Origin of the sequence: Paracoccus sp. MC1862 (assembly GCF_016617715.1) — a bacterium.
Lineage (GTDB): Bacteria > Pseudomonadota > Alphaproteobacteria > Rhodobacterales > Rhodobacteraceae > Paracoccus.
The window spans coordinates 1,108,842-1,122,684 of sequence record NZ_CP067225.1; the positions used below are offsets into that span (position 1 = coordinate 1,108,842).

General features: G+C 65.9%; 11 protein-coding genes and 1 tRNA gene. 6 read left to right on the forward strand and 6 right to left on the reverse strand.

The annotated features are described in order from the left end of the window. Positions 1-35: 35 nt before the first annotated feature. The 4 genes from JGR78_RS05570 to phaC all read right to left on the reverse strand — a co-directional run bounded on the left by JGR78_RS05570 (position 36) and on the right by phaC (position 3,680). Positions 36-125, reverse strand: a tRNA-Ser gene (locus JGR78_RS05570). A 39-nt stretch (positions 126-164) separates the two neighbouring features. Beyond that, on the reverse strand, positions 165-791 hold the full coding sequence (gene phaR, locus JGR78_RS05575; RefSeq protein ID WP_182793390.1) for a polyhydroxyalkanoate synthesis repressor PhaR: 627 nt from the start codon (positions 789-791) through the stop codon (positions 165-167). A gap of 144 nt (positions 792-935) precedes the next feature. Continuing rightward, positions 936-1,421, reverse strand: a complete 486-nt coding sequence (locus JGR78_RS05580) for a Phasin (RefSeq protein ID WP_182793391.1) — start codon at positions 1,419-1,421, stop codon at positions 936-938. Between the two features lie 192 nt (positions 1,422-1,613). Beyond that, positions 1,614-3,680 (reverse strand): class I poly(R)-hydroxyalkanoic acid synthase, encoded by a 2,067-nt coding sequence (gene phaC / locus JGR78_RS05585; protein ID WP_370576476.1) that lies wholly within the window; start codon positions 3,678-3,680, stop codon positions 1,614-1,616. Between the two features lie 467 nt (positions 3,681-4,147). Between phaC and phaZ the strand changes: the two genes are divergently transcribed. Both phaZ and JGR78_RS05595 read left to right on the forward strand, forming a co-directional pair. After that, the gene (phaZ, locus tag JGR78_RS05590; RefSeq protein ID WP_182805501.1) at positions 4,148-5,479 is read left to right on the forward strand and encodes a polyhydroxyalkanoate depolymerase; all 1,332 of its coding nucleotides are present in this window, start codon (positions 4,148-4,150) and stop codon (positions 5,477-5,479) included. A 133-nt stretch (positions 5,480-5,612) separates the two neighbouring features. After that, positions 5,613-6,086: a pyridoxamine 5'-phosphate oxidase family protein gene (locus JGR78_RS05595; RefSeq protein ID WP_182805486.1), complete on the forward strand. Its 474-nt coding sequence runs from the start codon at positions 5,613-5,615 to the stop codon at positions 6,084-6,086. A 46-nt stretch (positions 6,087-6,132) separates the two neighbouring features. Here the strand turns inward: JGR78_RS05595 and JGR78_RS05600 are convergent, their stop codons facing one another. Then, positions 6,133-6,861 carry an alpha/beta fold hydrolase gene (locus JGR78_RS05600; RefSeq protein WP_182805484.1) on the reverse strand — a complete coding sequence of 243 codons (729 nt, stop codon included), beginning with the start codon at positions 6,859-6,861 and terminating at the stop codon, positions 6,133-6,135. Between the two features lie 180 nt (positions 6,862-7,041). Between JGR78_RS05600 and thrS the strand changes: the two genes are divergently transcribed. The 3 genes from thrS to JGR78_RS05615 all read left to right on the forward strand — a co-directional run bounded on the left by thrS (position 7,042) and on the right by JGR78_RS05615 (position 11,008). Beyond that, complete coding sequence (gene thrS / locus JGR78_RS05605; RefSeq protein ID WP_182805482.1) at positions 7,042-8,991, forward strand: threonine--tRNA ligase; 1,950 nt, start codon at positions 7,042-7,044, stop codon at positions 8,989-8,991. Positions 8,992-9,201: 210 nt separating this feature from the next. Next, on the forward strand, positions 9,202-9,408 hold the full coding sequence (locus JGR78_RS05610) for a cold-shock protein (protein WP_182793395.1): 207 nt from the start codon (positions 9,202-9,204) through the stop codon (positions 9,406-9,408). 115 nt (positions 9,409-9,523) lie between these two features. Then, positions 9,524-11,008 carry a class I adenylate-forming enzyme family protein gene (locus JGR78_RS05615; RefSeq protein ID WP_182805480.1) on the forward strand — a complete coding sequence of 495 codons (1,485 nt, stop codon included), beginning with the start codon at positions 9,524-9,526 and terminating at the stop codon, positions 11,006-11,008. A 3-nt stretch (positions 11,009-11,011) separates the two neighbouring features. Here the strand turns inward: JGR78_RS05615 and JGR78_RS05620 are convergent, their stop codons facing one another. Continuing rightward, the gene (locus JGR78_RS05620) at positions 11,012-11,371 is read right to left on the reverse strand and encodes a hypothetical protein (protein ID WP_182805478.1); all 360 of its coding nucleotides are present in this window, start codon (positions 11,369-11,371) and stop codon (positions 11,012-11,014) included. A gap of 160 nt (positions 11,372-11,531) precedes the next feature. Here JGR78_RS05620 and JGR78_RS05625 point away from each other — a divergent pair, with 160 nt between their 5' ends. Next, entirely contained in the window at positions 11,532-13,754 is a 2,223-nt protein-coding gene (locus tag JGR78_RS05625; protein ID WP_182805476.1) for an adenosylcobalamin-dependent ribonucleoside-diphosphate reductase, read from the forward strand. The last annotated feature ends 89 nt before the right edge of the window (positions 13,755-13,843 follow it).

Consider the following 13,843-nt stretch of genomic DNA (forward strand, 5'->3'; position numbering starts at 1 on the left):
AAACAACAGGTTAAACGCTGAGTCACAATGAGAACTGGCGGACGGTGAGGGATTCGAACCCTCGAGACGGTTCCCCGCCTACACACTTTCCAGGCGTGCGCCTTCGACCACTCGGCCAACCGTCCGTTGGAAGGGCTTTAGCCCGGCCTCAAGCCCGCTGCAAGTCAGAGCTTAGAGATCCGGGTCTGCAGTTCCGCAAGCTGGCGCCGGATATCCTCGGCCTCGTCCTCGGACGCTGAACCAGAAGGACGAGCCTTGCCACGCACCCGGTCCGTGGCAGGAACGGGCAGGACCTCGCCCTCGTCGTCCTCACGGGAGGGGCCGCTTGAATTGCCGGTCCAGCCGCCCATCATCGCCTTCAGGAACAACTGCTGCTGGCGCTGCATCTCGGAGAAGCCCGGCATTGAGGCCATGGGATGCTGCAGCGTCGCAAGCTGCTCCATCATCTTGGACTGGCCGTGACGCAGCATCTCGAAGCTGACGGCAAGGAACTGCGGCACCACCGATTGCGCTTGGGCGGTGTAGCTGCGGACAAGGTCGGTCAGCAGGTCGACCGGCAGCACGTTCTCGCCCCGGCTTTCATGTTCGGCGATGATCTGCAGCAGATACTGGCGCGTCAGGTCATCGCCCGATCGCAGGTCGATGATCCGCACCTCGCGCCCGTCGCGGATCACCTGCGCGATCTCCTCCAGCGTGATGTAGTCGCTGGTTTCGGTGTTATACAGCCGCCGACTGGCATAGCGCTTGATCAGCAGCGGCTCAGGCTTCGACTTGGCGGCTTGGGCGGACATGGGCACTTCGCTTTGATGCATCTGCAGCGATGATGGGATGCCATTCCTGCGATTGCAAAAGAAAAACGCGCGCCGGGTCAGGGCGCGCGTCCGGTCATGTCAGCCGGGATGGGGCCGGTTGCCGGCGCGATCCCGCGGAAAGGCTCAGGCCTTGTCCTTGTTGATGCCGGGGTTCACCGAGCTGGTGGCGGCGTCCTGCGCCTGGCGGGCGACGTTCTGAAGGTTCGAGGTCGCGGTCTGCGCCATGCGCTGTGCGTCGGCCTGGACTTCCTTGCCGGCGTTCATCAGCAGATCGACGGTGTCCATCTGGACTTTCTTGGCGACCTCGGCATAGGCGGCCATGTGTTCGGCAGCCAGTTCGGCGGCGGCCGAGGCGAAGTCGGACATCGCCTTGGCATAGTCACCCGGCTGCTCTTTCGAGGTGGTCAGCTCGCCCATGCGCGACAGCGTGTCCTTGGCCCAGGCGGCCGAGATCTCGGTCGAACGCTCGGCGGCCTGCAGGGCGACGCGGGTCATCCGCTCGCTCAGCTGAGCCTGGGTCTTGAAGGCTTCGGACATCGACGAGGTGTCGACGGGGAAGTTCGCCATCATGTCCTGGAAGGTCTTGGTGAAGTCGGGGGTCTTGGCCATCGGATCTCTCCTGGATGCGGTTATTGATCGGGTTCAGTAGCACTGCACATACAATAGATGCTGCAGTGCAGCATTTCAAGCGGTTTATGCTGCACTGCAGCAAAAAGTCTTCCGCTTGCGTGTTCCCGCATGGAATGCGGGGTCAGCGCGGGAGAGTCTGGCATCAGACCCTTTCGCGCTTCCCTTTCGCCGTCAGGCGGTCTCGTGCACGTAGGTTCCCGGTGCGGGCGCCAGCGAAAGCTGCGGGCTGCGCGCCGGAACCATCGGTCCGGCATGTTCGGCCAGCCATTCGCCCCAGTGGTTCCACCACGATCCGGGGGTGTAGGTCGCATGCTCGCGCCATTCCTCAGGCGTGCCGTCGAAACCTGCGTGCGACAGGTAGTGGCCATATTTGACCTTGCTCGGCGGGTTGATGATCCCGGCGATATGGCCCGATTCCGACAGGATGAAGGTCCGGTCCTCCGCGCCCATCTGCGCGATTCCCTTCCAGCTGTGCAGCCAGGGGGCGATGTGGTCGCCCTCGCAGGCAATGGCGCAAAGGGGGACCGTCACATCGGACAGGTCGACTTTATGGCCGAGAACCTCGAACCCGTCCCGGACCAGCGCGTTCTTCTGGCAGATTTCACGCAGATACTGCGTGACCATCGGACCGGGCAGGTTCGTTCCGTCCCCGTTCCAGTAGAGAAGATCGAAGGCAGGCGGCGTCTCGCCCAGCATGTAGCTGCGGATGGCGGGGCCCCAGATCAGGTCGTTGGCGCGCAGGAAGCTGAAGGTGCGCTGCATCAGCTTGGCCGACAGATAGCCCATGCGCTCCACCTCGCCCTCGATCCCGCCGACGAAGTCGTCCTGCAGGAAGGTGGTGAACTCGCCCTGATCCGAGAAGTCGGTCAGCGTGGTGAAGAAGGTGGCCGATTTCACCCGGTCGTCGCCGCGCTGCTTCATCACGCCCAGGGTGGTGGACAGCGTCGTGCCGCCGATGCAGTAGCCGACGGCGTTCAGCTGCGGCTCCTCCGTCAGTTCCAGCACCTTGTCGATCGTTTCGAGAAACGCGGCCACATAGTCGTCCATGGCCACGTCGGCAAAGCTGGAATCCGGGTTCTTCCAGGACAGGACGAACACCGTATGCCCCTGCTCGACCAGCCAGCGCAGCATGCTGTTCTGCGGCTTGAGATCAAGGATGTAGTATTTGTTGATCCAGGGCGGGAAGACCACGACCGGGGCCTTGTGCACCTGTCCGGTCGTCGGCGCGTACTGGATCAGCTCGTACATCCGGGTGCGGTGGACGACCTCGCCGGGCGTGGTGCCGATGTTCTCGCCCACGCGGAAGGCGCTGCGGTCGGCCAGCGAGACGATCATCTCGCCGCCGCTCGCCTCGATGTCGTGGACCAGGTTCTCCAGTCCGCGCACGAGGCTCTCGCCCTCGGTCTCGAGCGCCTTGATCAGCGCGTCGGGGTTGGTCGCCAGAAAGTTGGTCGGCGCCAGCATGTCGATCATCTGCCGGGTGAACCAGTCCACGCGGCGGCGTTCGACATCGCTCTGGATGTCCAGGTCGGCGGCGGCCTTGCGGATCGCCTCGGCGTTGATCTGATACTGGCGCATGACGAAGCTGTAGAAGGGGTTCGTCTGCCACAGCGGGTTCTTGAAGCGGCGGTCCACCGGGCCGTCGCTTTCCGGCGCCTGGAAGCCCTGGACGAAGGCGCTCTGCGCATCGGCCACATGGCGCAGGGTGTCCCCCCAGTAGCGGACCTGCTGCTCGATCAGCCGCGCGGGCTGTTCGGTGGCGAGCTTCAGCCAGGCCTGCGCGACCGAGCCGTAAAGCTCGGGTCCCGGCACCTCGACGCCCGGATGACGCATGGGCCGGCTGCTGGCGGCGCGCAGCAGGCGCTGGCTCAGGTTCTCGATACGGGAGATGTTCTCGGACAGCTTCTCGGAAAGGCCGGGCGCCAGCAGCGGATTCCCGAAGGCCGTCGCCGATGCCGGGGCGACCTCTGATGCCGATGCGACCTCCGGTGCCGGGGTGGTCTCCGGTGCCGGGGCGGCAGGCGGCGGCGCCTCGGGGCGGGGCGGCTCGGTGGCGGTTGCCGGCTGTGCGGGCAGCCCCTCGTCGGTGACGGTGACGGGTTCCTGCTCTGTCGCCGGCGTTACATCAGCAGCCGGCGTTGCAGGAGCTTCGCCCCGTCGCGCGGCTTGATCCTGCGGAGCCGCGGTCTTCTCCGCGCCCGCTTCGGCGTCAGCGACCTCCGCCGCTTTCGCGGCCACCGCCGGTTCCGCCGCGTTTCCGGCGATCTTCCTCGGCCTTCCCCTCGGTCTGGATGCGGAAGCCGCCTCTGCCTTCGACCCATCCGGGGCTGTTGCCTTTCGGCGTGTCCGCTTGCCCGCGGGCGGAGCCGAATCATTCTCGACAGCCGGCAAGGTGCCGGACATGATCGCGGCGACCGGATCTGGTTCCACCGACTCGCCGAGCGAAGGCGAATCCTGTTGAGTTGCCGCAACTACCTTTGGGCCAAGGGTTTCTGCAATTGCAGCATCAAGCCCTTGTTCCGGCTGACCTACCTCCACAGCCGAGGCTTTTTTCCCGCGACGCGACGCGACGTCCTCTCGTTTAATTGCCATGGCAATGGGTCCTCATCAGCACGATTCGCATTAAGACTTGCTTGACGTAAGCCGTAAAGCAGGCATTACGCACCACAACTTTGAAGGAGTAACGGTCCATGGTCTACAAGGGTATGCGCGGCATGTTGTCCTACGACGCCATGGAAACGCTTCGCAACACCAACGAGTGGATGGGCGCATCCGCGCGGGCCATGGCCTCCTATCCCCTGTTCGCCATGATCCCCACTCCGATGTTCAAGGTGCTCAGCGCTTGGGGCCGGGTGACGGAACGCAGCTTTGCCCGGATGGTGATCAAGCCCGATTGGGACATCCCGCCGATCGCCGGCACCGAGGGCCAGGACCATCTGGTCTATGTCGAGCCGGTGGTGCGCCGCCCCTTCGGCAACCTTGTGCAATTCCGCGTGGCCCGGCGCGAACCGATGGCCCGCCGCGTCCTGCTGGTTGCGCCCATGTCGGGACATTACGCGACCCTTCTGCGTTCGACCGTCAACTCGCTGCTGCCCGATTGCGACGTCTGGGTGACCGACTGGCAGAACGCGCGCGACATCCCGGTCAGCGAGGGCAAGTTCGATATCGAGGATTATACCGGCTATCTTGTCGATTTCATGAAGCATCTCGGACCGGATCTTCATGTCGTCGCGGTTTGCCAGCCAGCGCCGCTGGCGCTGGCCGCGACCGCGATCCTGGCCGAGGACGAACCGGCTGCCCAACCCCGCACCCTGACCCTGATCGGCGGCCCCGTCGATCCCGACGCGGCGCTGACCGATGTCACCGACTTCGGCAACCGGGTGACGATGGGCCAGCTTGAACATGCCTTCATCCAGCAGGTCGGCTTCAAGTATCGGGGCGTCGGCCGCATGGTCTATCCCGGCCTCGCGCAGCTCGGCTCGTTCATCGCCATGAACGCCGAAACCCATGCCGCCGCCTTCCGCGACAAGATCATCGCCGAGGCGCGGGGCGAAGGCTCGATCAGCGACAAGCACAACAAGTTCTACGACGAATATCTCGCCGTGATGGACATGACGGCCGAGTTCTACCTGACCACGGTCGAACGCATCTTCAAGAATCTCGAGATCGCCCAGAACCGTTTCGTCGTCAAAGGACGGCAGGTGGACATCGGCAAGATCAGGGATGTGGCGATCATGACCGTCGAGGGCGCGAACGATGATATCTCGGGCCCTGGCCAGTGCGTCGCCGCGATCAGGCTCTGCACCGGCGTTCCCGACAACAAGAAGGCCCAGCATCTCGAACCCGGCGCGGGTCACTATGGCATCTTCGCGGGCAAGAGCTGGCGGATCAACATCCGCCCGATGGTGCTGGACTTCATGGACGAGAACGGCATGACCCCCGACAAGAACCGGATCAAGCGCCTGCGTGGCATGACCGGCCCCGGCGACACCCGCACCCCCGGTCCCGAGGAACGCGACAGCCGCATCGCCGTCTGACCGCTCCTCCCTTGCAAGTCCAAAGGCCCCGCCGCACCCGCGCGCGGGGCCTTTCCCTTTGCGGAACCTCAGCCGTGCGGCGGGTGTTGGCCCTGCGACTGTCCGCGCCCATCCGGGGCGCAAAGGAGGATACATGACCGACAACCGCGACACCTTCTGGAAGCGCCTCGAAGGCATCAACGCCGGGATGCTGGGGGCCGAGCCCGACTGGCGTCTGGTGCCGATGTCCCACTACCCGGAACCGGAAACCGCGACACTGTGGTTCATCACCGCCGACGGCACCGACCTGGTCGAGGCCGTGGAAGATGGCGCGAAAAAGGCCGTCCATGCGGTGGGGGACGGCGACGGCCAGCTTTACGCCCGCATCGAAGGGCGGCTGGAACGGTCGAACGACGCGGCCAAGCTCGACGAGGTCTGGAACGCGGTCGCCTCAAGCTGGTTCGAGGGCGGCGAGCGCGACCCGGACGTGCGCCTTCTGAAGTTCACCATGTCCGAGGCCGAGGTCTGGACCACCGCCGGCCGCATCGGCTTCTTCTACGAGATCGCCAAGTCCAAGATCACCGGCGCCAAGCCCGACATGGGCGATCATTTCCAGGTCAGCTTCTGACCCCTTCACGATGCTGCGCCCGGCCCTCGCGGCCGGTCGCTTGCGTTCAGCCCGCCAGTTCCGTCACCGCCTCGCGGATCATCCGCAACTCGCCCGGCCCGCTGAAACGATGGTCCGCGTCCTTCACCAGCATCAGCCGGATATCCGGCCCCTCGGCATGGGACAACAGCCGCAGCGCATCCTCTATCGGCACATCGGCATCCGCCGTCCCCTGCAGGAAGCGCACCGGCATCGGCAGCGCCAGCGGCTGCCCGAAGACGCTGTTCTCCGCCCCCTGATCGAACAGCCGCCGCGAGAAGACGTAATCCTCGCCATATTCACTCGGCCGGGTGATCCGCCCCTCGCGCACCAGAGCCTCGTGGTCCGCATCGGTGAACTCCGCCTGCATCCGCGCCGTGAAATCCGGCGCGGCGGCGATCGTCACCAGCCCCGCCCAGCGTTCCGGCCGCTCGCGCGCCAGCAGCAGCGCCAGCCACCCGCCCAGCGACGACCCCACCAGCACCTGCCGCCCCGGTGCCAGCGCGTCGATCACGTCCCGCGCATCCTTCAGCCAGTCGCCAACGCCGAACTCCTCGACGCGTCCCTCGCTGCTCCCGTGCCCCGACAGGTCGAAGCGCAGCATGGCGCGGCCCTGAGCCCGGCACCACGCCTCCAGATCGACCGCCTTGGTCCCGCCCATGTCCGACTTGAACCCGTGCAGGAACACGACGCCCGGTCCCTGCCCCTCAAGCCGCTCATAGGCCAGCCGCCGCCCCGATGCTGTCCGGTGAAACATGGCGCCACTCCTTCTTTCTTCTTTGTAGAAATATCCCACGGGGGCCCGGGGGCGTGAAGCCCCCGGACCGGCGGCGCCACCAAGGCCCGCATTGACACGGCCCCCTGCCCGCGCCACACGGGCCCCCACATAACCCGCAACCGGGCGTTCCGTGGGCGCCGAACCGATTGGGAGGACGCGATGTCCCAGATTTCTCTCACCTTCCCCGATGGCAGCATCCGCGACTATCCCGCCGGCACCACCGCGGCCGAGGTCGCCGCATCCATCGCGCCCAGCCTTGCGAAGAACGCGATCAGCGCCAGCTTCTACGGCCGACACATCGACCTCGCCTGGCCGCTGACCCAAGGCGGCTCCATCGCCATCAACACCATGAAGGACGCAGCCCCCGCGCTGGAACTGATCCGCCATGACCTCGCCCATGTCATGGCCCGCGCGGTGCAGGAGCTCTGGCCCGACGTGAAGGTCACCATCGGCCCGGTCCGCGACTACGGCTGGTTCTACGACTTCGACCGCGAGGAACCCTTCACCCCCGACGACCTCGGCGCCATCGAGGCGAAGATGAAGCAGATCATCGCCGCCCGCGATCCCGTCCGCACCGAGGTCTGGGACCGCGCCCGCGCCATCGCCCATTACGAAGCGGCCGGAGAGCCCTTCAAGGTCGAGCTGATCCACCGCATCCCCGAAGGTCAGGACCTGCGGATGTATTGGCACGGCGACTGGCAGGACCTCTGCCGCGGCCCGCATCTGCAGCATACCGGCCAGCTTCCCGCCGACGCCTTCAAACTGACCCATGTCGCCGGTGCTTACTGGCTGGGCGACAACACACGCCCGATGCTGCAGCGCATCTACGGCGTGGCCTTCCGCAACCGCGACGAACTCAAGGCCCACATGACCATGCTGGAGGAGGCCGCCAAGCGCGACCACCGCAAGCTGGGACGAGAGATGGACCTGTTCCACATGCAGGAGGAAGCGCCGGGCCAGGTCTTCTGGCATCCGAACGGCTGGAACATCTATGTCGCGCTGCAGGACTACATGCGCCGCCAGCAGCGGAAGGGCGGCTATGTCGAGGTGAACACCCCGCAGGTCGTGAACCGCAAGCTGTGGGAAGAATCCGGCCACTGGGAAAACTACAAGGAAAACATGTTCATCGTCGAGGTGGACGAGGACCACGCCCGCGAGAAGACCATCAACGCGCTGAAGCCGATGAACTGCCCCTGCCACGTTCAGGTGTTCAACGTCGGCCTGAAATCCTACCGCGACCTGCCCCTGCGCATGGCCGAGTTCGGGTCCTGCAACCGCTACGAGCCCTCTGGCGCGCTGCACGGCATCATGCGCGTGCGCGGCTTCACCCAGGACGACGCGCATATCTTCTGCACCGTGGCGCAGATCGAACTCGAATCCCGCCGCTTCATCGAGTTCCTGTCGCGCGTCTATGCCGATCTCGGCTTCGACCAGTGGCGCATCAAGCTGTCCACCCGGCCCGAAAAGCGCATCGGCTCGGACGAAAGCTGGGACCATGCGGAAGCCGCGCTTGCCAATGCGGTGACGGCGGCGGGCCACGGCTACGAAATCTTTCCGGGCGAAGGCGCCTTCTACGGCCCCAAGCTGGAATTCGTGCTGACCGACGCCATCGGCCGCGACTGGCAATGCGGTACGCTGCAGGTGGACCCGAACCTGCCGGAACGGCTGGATGCGGAATATGTCGGCGAGGACGGGCAGAAGCACCGCCCCATCATGCTGCACCGCGCCGTGCTGGGCAGCTTCGAGCGCTTCATCGGAATGCTGATCGAGAACTACGCGGGCAAGCTGCCTCTGTGGCTTGCGCCCCGGCAGGTGGTGGTGGCCTCCATCGTGTCGGACGCCGACGACTATGTGCGCGAGGTGGTCGAGGCGCTGAAATCCGCCGGCCTGCGGGCCGAGGCCGATACTCGCAACGAGAAGATCAACTACAAGGTCCGTGAACACTCGCTGAAGAAGGTGCCCGTCATCATCGCCGTCGGGATGAAGGAGGTGGCAGAGCGCAGCGTCTCGATCCGCCGCCTCGACAGACAGGGTTCCGAATCAGCACTCCTTGATTCCGCATTGGAATCCCTGCGTATCGAGGCCACTCCGCCCGACCTGCGTGACTGATGTTGCGTGCAAGCTATTGAGATCACGCGCCCGTGACCCTGCGTCAATGCGAACACGATTCTGTGCTTGCGTTCGCAGGTGATTTGTTCATCCTGTTTCCGCGTGAGCATGACTTTCTACCGCGTCCCTTCACGGGGCAGCCGGACTGCGAAAGGGCTGCACGACCCCGATCGGCAATCTCGCCATCGGGAGACTGAAGGAGAGAAGGTCATGGCGACCGGCACCGTTAAATGGTTCAACGCCACCAAGGGTTTTGGCTTCATCGCGCCCGATGATGGCGGCAAGGACGTGTTTGTCCATATTTCCGCGGTTGAGCGTGCAGGTCTGACGGGCCTCAACGACAACCAGAAGATCGAGTACGAGCTGCAGTCGGGCCGCGACGGCCGCGCATCGGCATCGGATCTGCGCCTGCTCTGATTCCTCCGGGCTTTGCCCCGAAAGCGTGATAGCGGCCTGCGGAAACGCGGGCCGTCTTGCATTTCTGGTCCCTCCGTCGCATCCCCTCCAGCGTCACAAGTTGGGATGGCGCATCATGCAGGACGGCAAGCCGCAGGACTTCAACCTGGCCGAACATGTGCTTGCGGCGGGACTGGAGGCGCCCGACAAGCTGGCGCTTGCGGTGGTCTCGGCCACAGGGGCCGACCGCTGGTCCCATGCCCGCCTGCGGGCGGCAGTGCTTGGCGCAGCGACAGGGTTGCTGGACCGGGGCCTCAGGCCCGGCGACCGCGTGCTGCTGCGGATCGGAAATGAGCCCGCCTTCCCTGTCGCCTATCTTGCCTGCATTGCGGCGGGGCTGATCCCGGTGCCGACCTCGGCCATGCTGACGGGGCGCGAGGTCACGAAGATGGCCGCCGACATCCAGCCCGCGTTGGTCATTGCAGGCGATGGCATCGCCCTGCCGGAAGGGACGACCAATGTCCTGCCCGCCGATCAGCTTGCCGCCATGACCGCCCTGCCCTCTGCGGATTTCGACCGCGGCGACGCCGACCGGTTAGCCTACATCGTCTATACCTCGGGCACCTCGGGCAATCCCCGCGCCGTCATGCACGCCCATCGCGCGATCCTTGCCCGGCGGCTGATGTTCGAGGGCTGGTATGGGCTGCAGCCCTCGGACCGGCTGCTGCACGCGGGCGCCTTCAACTGGACCTTCACGCTGGGCACCGGGCTGATGGACCCCTGGACCGCCGGCGCCACCGCCCTGATCCCGGCCGAGGGCACCGCCATCGAGCAGATCCCGCTGATCGCTCGCCGCCACGGCGCCACCCTGATCGCCGCCGCGCCCGGAGTCTTCCGGCGGATGCTGCGCGCCGACTGGGCACCCCTGCCCGACCTGCGCCACGGGCTGACGGCGGGCGAAAGGCTCGACCCCGAACTGCGCCGAGCGTGGAAGGACCGCACCGGCACCGACCTGCACGAGGCGATGGGAATGTCGGAATGCTCGACCTTCCTTTCGGGCTCGCCCGCGCACCACGCGCCGGAAGGCTCGGCGGGCTATCCGCAGCCCGGCCGCCGCGTGGCGATCCTGTCGGATGACGGCGAGCCCCTGCCCCCCGGTCAGTCCGGCATCCTGGCCGTCCATCGCACCGACCCGGGGCTGTTCCTAGGCTACCTCGGCCAGCCCGAGGAAACCGCCGAAAGGTTTCAGGGCGACTGGTTCCTGACCGGCGACCTGGCGGTGCAGGCCGAGGATGGCGCGATCTCTACCCTGGGCCGGGCCGACGACATGATGAACGCGGGCGGCTTCCGCGTGGCCCCGGCCGAGGTCGAGGACGTGCTGGTCCCGGTCCCCGGCGCGGGGGACGTCGCCGTGACCGAACTGCCGGTTCCTGGCGCATCCATCATCGCCGCCTTCTGGACCGGCCCGGCCACGCCCGAGGCGATGCGCGCCGCCGGCGAGGCTGGCCTCGCCCGCTACAAGCAGCCCCGCGAGTTCATCCGGGTCGAGGCGCTGCCGCGCACCCCTACCGGCAAGATCAACCGCCGCGCCCTGCGCGAGGCGCACAGGAAGGACGCTTGACCCTCACTGCGGAAAGGTGACGGCGTCCAGCGGGTATTCGGCCACGGCCACCATCGGCTGGTCGCCGTCCTCGGCGAAGGCAAAAACATGCAGCATGTCGTTCTGCAGCACCACGCGGCAGAACCGCCCCTCCTGCGCCATCGCGGCGGGACATTCCGGCATATCGCCATGCTCGACGGTCGCCTCGAAGATTTCATAGGTCATCGCGGCCGCCGGGGTTTGGCGCGGCTCGGCAAGGTTGATCGGCGCGGCGACGCCCGCCGCATTGGTTCCATCGCCGTGGTCTTCGCCGGGGACAGAGGCCATCGCCGCGACGCCGGACAGCAGTACGGCGGCAAGGGAAAGGGGAAGGGCTCGGGTCATCTTGGGACTCCATGAGAATCAGGCAAGTTGAAACTGATTGATTTTGTCGGCTTTATACAAGAATGAAGATCGTGCGGACGCGTCAGGCTGCGCCGAAACTTGCCGTCGGCGCGGCCCGGGTGCATGAGGGAAGTCGCTTTCACCAACGCAGGTTTCCCGGATGAACCGTTTCGCCGCCCCCATCGCCGAACAGATCTGGGACATGAAATACCGCCTGCGCGCAGCCGACGGCACGCCGCTGGATGCCACGGTCGAGGACACATGGCGGCGCGTGGCCCGCGACCTCGCCTCGGTCGAGGCAGACCCGGCAGCATGGGAGGGCCGCTTCTACGCCGCGCTCGAGGATTTCCGCTTCCTGCCCGCGGGCCGGATCATCTCGGGCGCGGGGACGGGGCGGTCGGTCACGCTGTTCAACTGCTTCGTCATGGGCACGATCCCCGACAGCATGGCGGGCATCTTCGACGGGCTCAAGGAAGCCGCGTTGACCATGCAGCAGGGCGGCGGAATCGGCTACGACTTCTCGACCATCCGCCCGAAGGGGGCCGAGGTAAAAGGGGTAGCCGCCGACGCCTCGGGGCCGCTGAGCTTCATGGATGTCTGGGACGCCATGTGCCGCACGATCATGTCCGCAGGCTCGCGCCGGGGCGCGATGATGGCGACGATGCGCTGCGACCATCCCGACATCGAGGACTTTATCGCCGCCAAGCAGGACGCCGCCAGACTGCGGATGTTCAACCTGTCGGTGCTGGTGACGGACGCCTTTATGGCAGCGCGAGAGGCCGATGCCGACTGGCCGCTGGTCTTCGGCGGCCGGGTGTTCAGGACTATACGCGCTCGCGATCTGTGGGACGGGATCATGCGCGCCACCTATGACTATGCCGAGCCGGGCGTGATCTTCATCGACCGGATAAACCGTATGAATAACCTCGTCTATGTCGAAGAAATCTCTGCCACAAACCCTTGCGGCGAACAGCCTCTGCCGCCCTATGGCGCCTGCCTGCTGGGCTCGATCAACCTCGCGCGGCTGGTGCAGGACCCCTTCGGGCCCGAGGCCGCGCTGGATCTCGATACTCTGGATGAGTTGGTCACAACGGCCGTGCGGATGATGGACAACGTCGTGGACGCCTCGCGCTTCCCGCTGCCGCAGCAGGCGGCCGAGGCGCAGGCCAAGCGCCGCATCGGTCTGGGCGTGACGGGCCTTGCCGACGCGCTGATGATGGTCGGCCTGCGCTATGGTGCGCCCGAGGCAGCCGAGGCCACCCGCCACTGGATGCACCGCATCGCACGGGCGGCCTATCTGGCGAGCGTGGGTCTGGCCAAGGAAAAGGGCGTCTTCCCGCTGTTCGATGCCGATGCCTACCTGTCCTCGGGATTCATGCAGAAGATGGACGAGGACGTGCGCGAGGCCGTCCGCGCCCACGGCATCCGCAACGCCCTGCTGACCAGCGTGGCCCCCACCGGCACGATCAGCCTCTACGCCGGCAACGTCAGTTCGGGGATCGAGCCGGTCTTCGCCCACAGCTATACCCGCAAGGTCTTGCAGAAGGACGGCACCCGCACCGAGGAGGAGGTCGTGGATTACGCCGCCCGGCTGTGGCGCGACCGCATGGGCGACGCGCCCTTCCCCGACTGGTTCGTGGACGCCCAGACGCTGTCGCCGCTGGACCATGTCGCCATGCAGGCGGCGGCGCAGGACTGGGTGGACAGCTCGATTTCCAAGACGATCAACTGCCCCGAAGACATTTCCTTCGACGCCTTCAAGGACGTCTATCTTGCGGCCTGGGATCAGGGCTGCAAGGGCTGCACCACCTATCGCCCGAACGAGGTTACGGGCTCGGTCCTGTCGGTGGAGAAGCCCTCGGCGCCCGAGTTGCTGGACAAGCCGATGGACCGCCCGGTGGCGTTGGGGGGCGCGACCTACAAGCTCAAGTTCCCCGGCAGCGAGCACGCCATCTACATCACCGTCAACGATATCGAGGACGGCGGGCGCAGGCGGCCTTTCGAGGTCTTCATCAATTCCAAGAACATGGAGCATTATGCCTGGACCGTGGCGCTGACGCGGATGATCTCGGCCGTCTTCCGCCGCGGCGGGGACGTGAGCTTCGTGGTCGAGGAGTTGAAGGCCGTCTTCGACCCCCGCGGCGGCGCCTGGATGGAAGGCCGCTACGTTCCCTCGATCCTGGCCGCGATCGGCGGCGTGATCGAGCGGCACATGGTCGCCATCGGCTTTTTGCCGGGGGAAGGGACAGGACTAAAGGCGGACCCCCATGCGAGCGGCGCGACCTCGATCGGCCCTTCCTGCCCTGCCTGCGGGACGCCGGGGATGCGGATGATCGAGGGATGCATGACCTGCCCAAGCTGCGGTCACTCGCGCTGCCAGTAGCTGTTGATCGCTGCTCTTGTGTTGGAACAGCCAATTCCTGGCCATTTCGAGGTTTGCATGGCCATTTCGCAGTCAAAATAAGGCCATCC

Coding starts and splice junctions, on each gene's coding strand:
- JGR78_RS05610 (WP_182793395.1), top strand. CDS start 9,202: ATGGCGACCGGCACCGTTAAATGGTTCAACGCCACCAAGGGTTTTGGC.
- JGR78_RS05595 (WP_182805486.1), top strand. CDS start 5,613: ATGACCGACAACCGCGACACCTTCTGGAAGCGCCTCGAAGGCATCAAC.
- JGR78_RS05625 (WP_182805476.1), top strand. CDS start 11,532: ATGAACCGTTTCGCCGCCCCCATCGCCGAACAGATCTGGGACATGAAA.
- phaR (WP_182793390.1), bottom strand. CDS start 791: ATGTCCGCCCAAGCCGCCAAGTCGAAGCCTGAGCCGCTGCTGATCAAG.
- JGR78_RS05600 (WP_182805484.1), bottom strand. CDS start 6,861: ATGTTTCACCGGACAGCATCGGGGCGGCGGCTGGCCTATGAGCGGCTT.
- phaZ (WP_182805501.1), top strand. CDS start 4,148: ATGCGCGGCATGTTGTCCTACGACGCCATGGAAACGCTTCGCAACACC.
- JGR78_RS05615 (WP_182805480.1), top strand. CDS start 9,524: ATGCAGGACGGCAAGCCGCAGGACTTCAACCTGGCCGAACATGTGCTT.
- JGR78_RS05580 (WP_182793391.1), bottom strand. CDS start 1,421: ATGGCCAAGACCCCCGACTTCACCAAGACCTTCCAGGACATGATGGCG.
- thrS (WP_182805482.1), top strand. CDS start 7,042: ATGTCCCAGATTTCTCTCACCTTCCCCGATGGCAGCATCCGCGACTAT.
- JGR78_RS05620 (WP_182805478.1), bottom strand. CDS start 11,371: ATGACCCGAGCCCTTCCCCTTTCCCTTGCCGCCGTACTGCTGTCCGGC.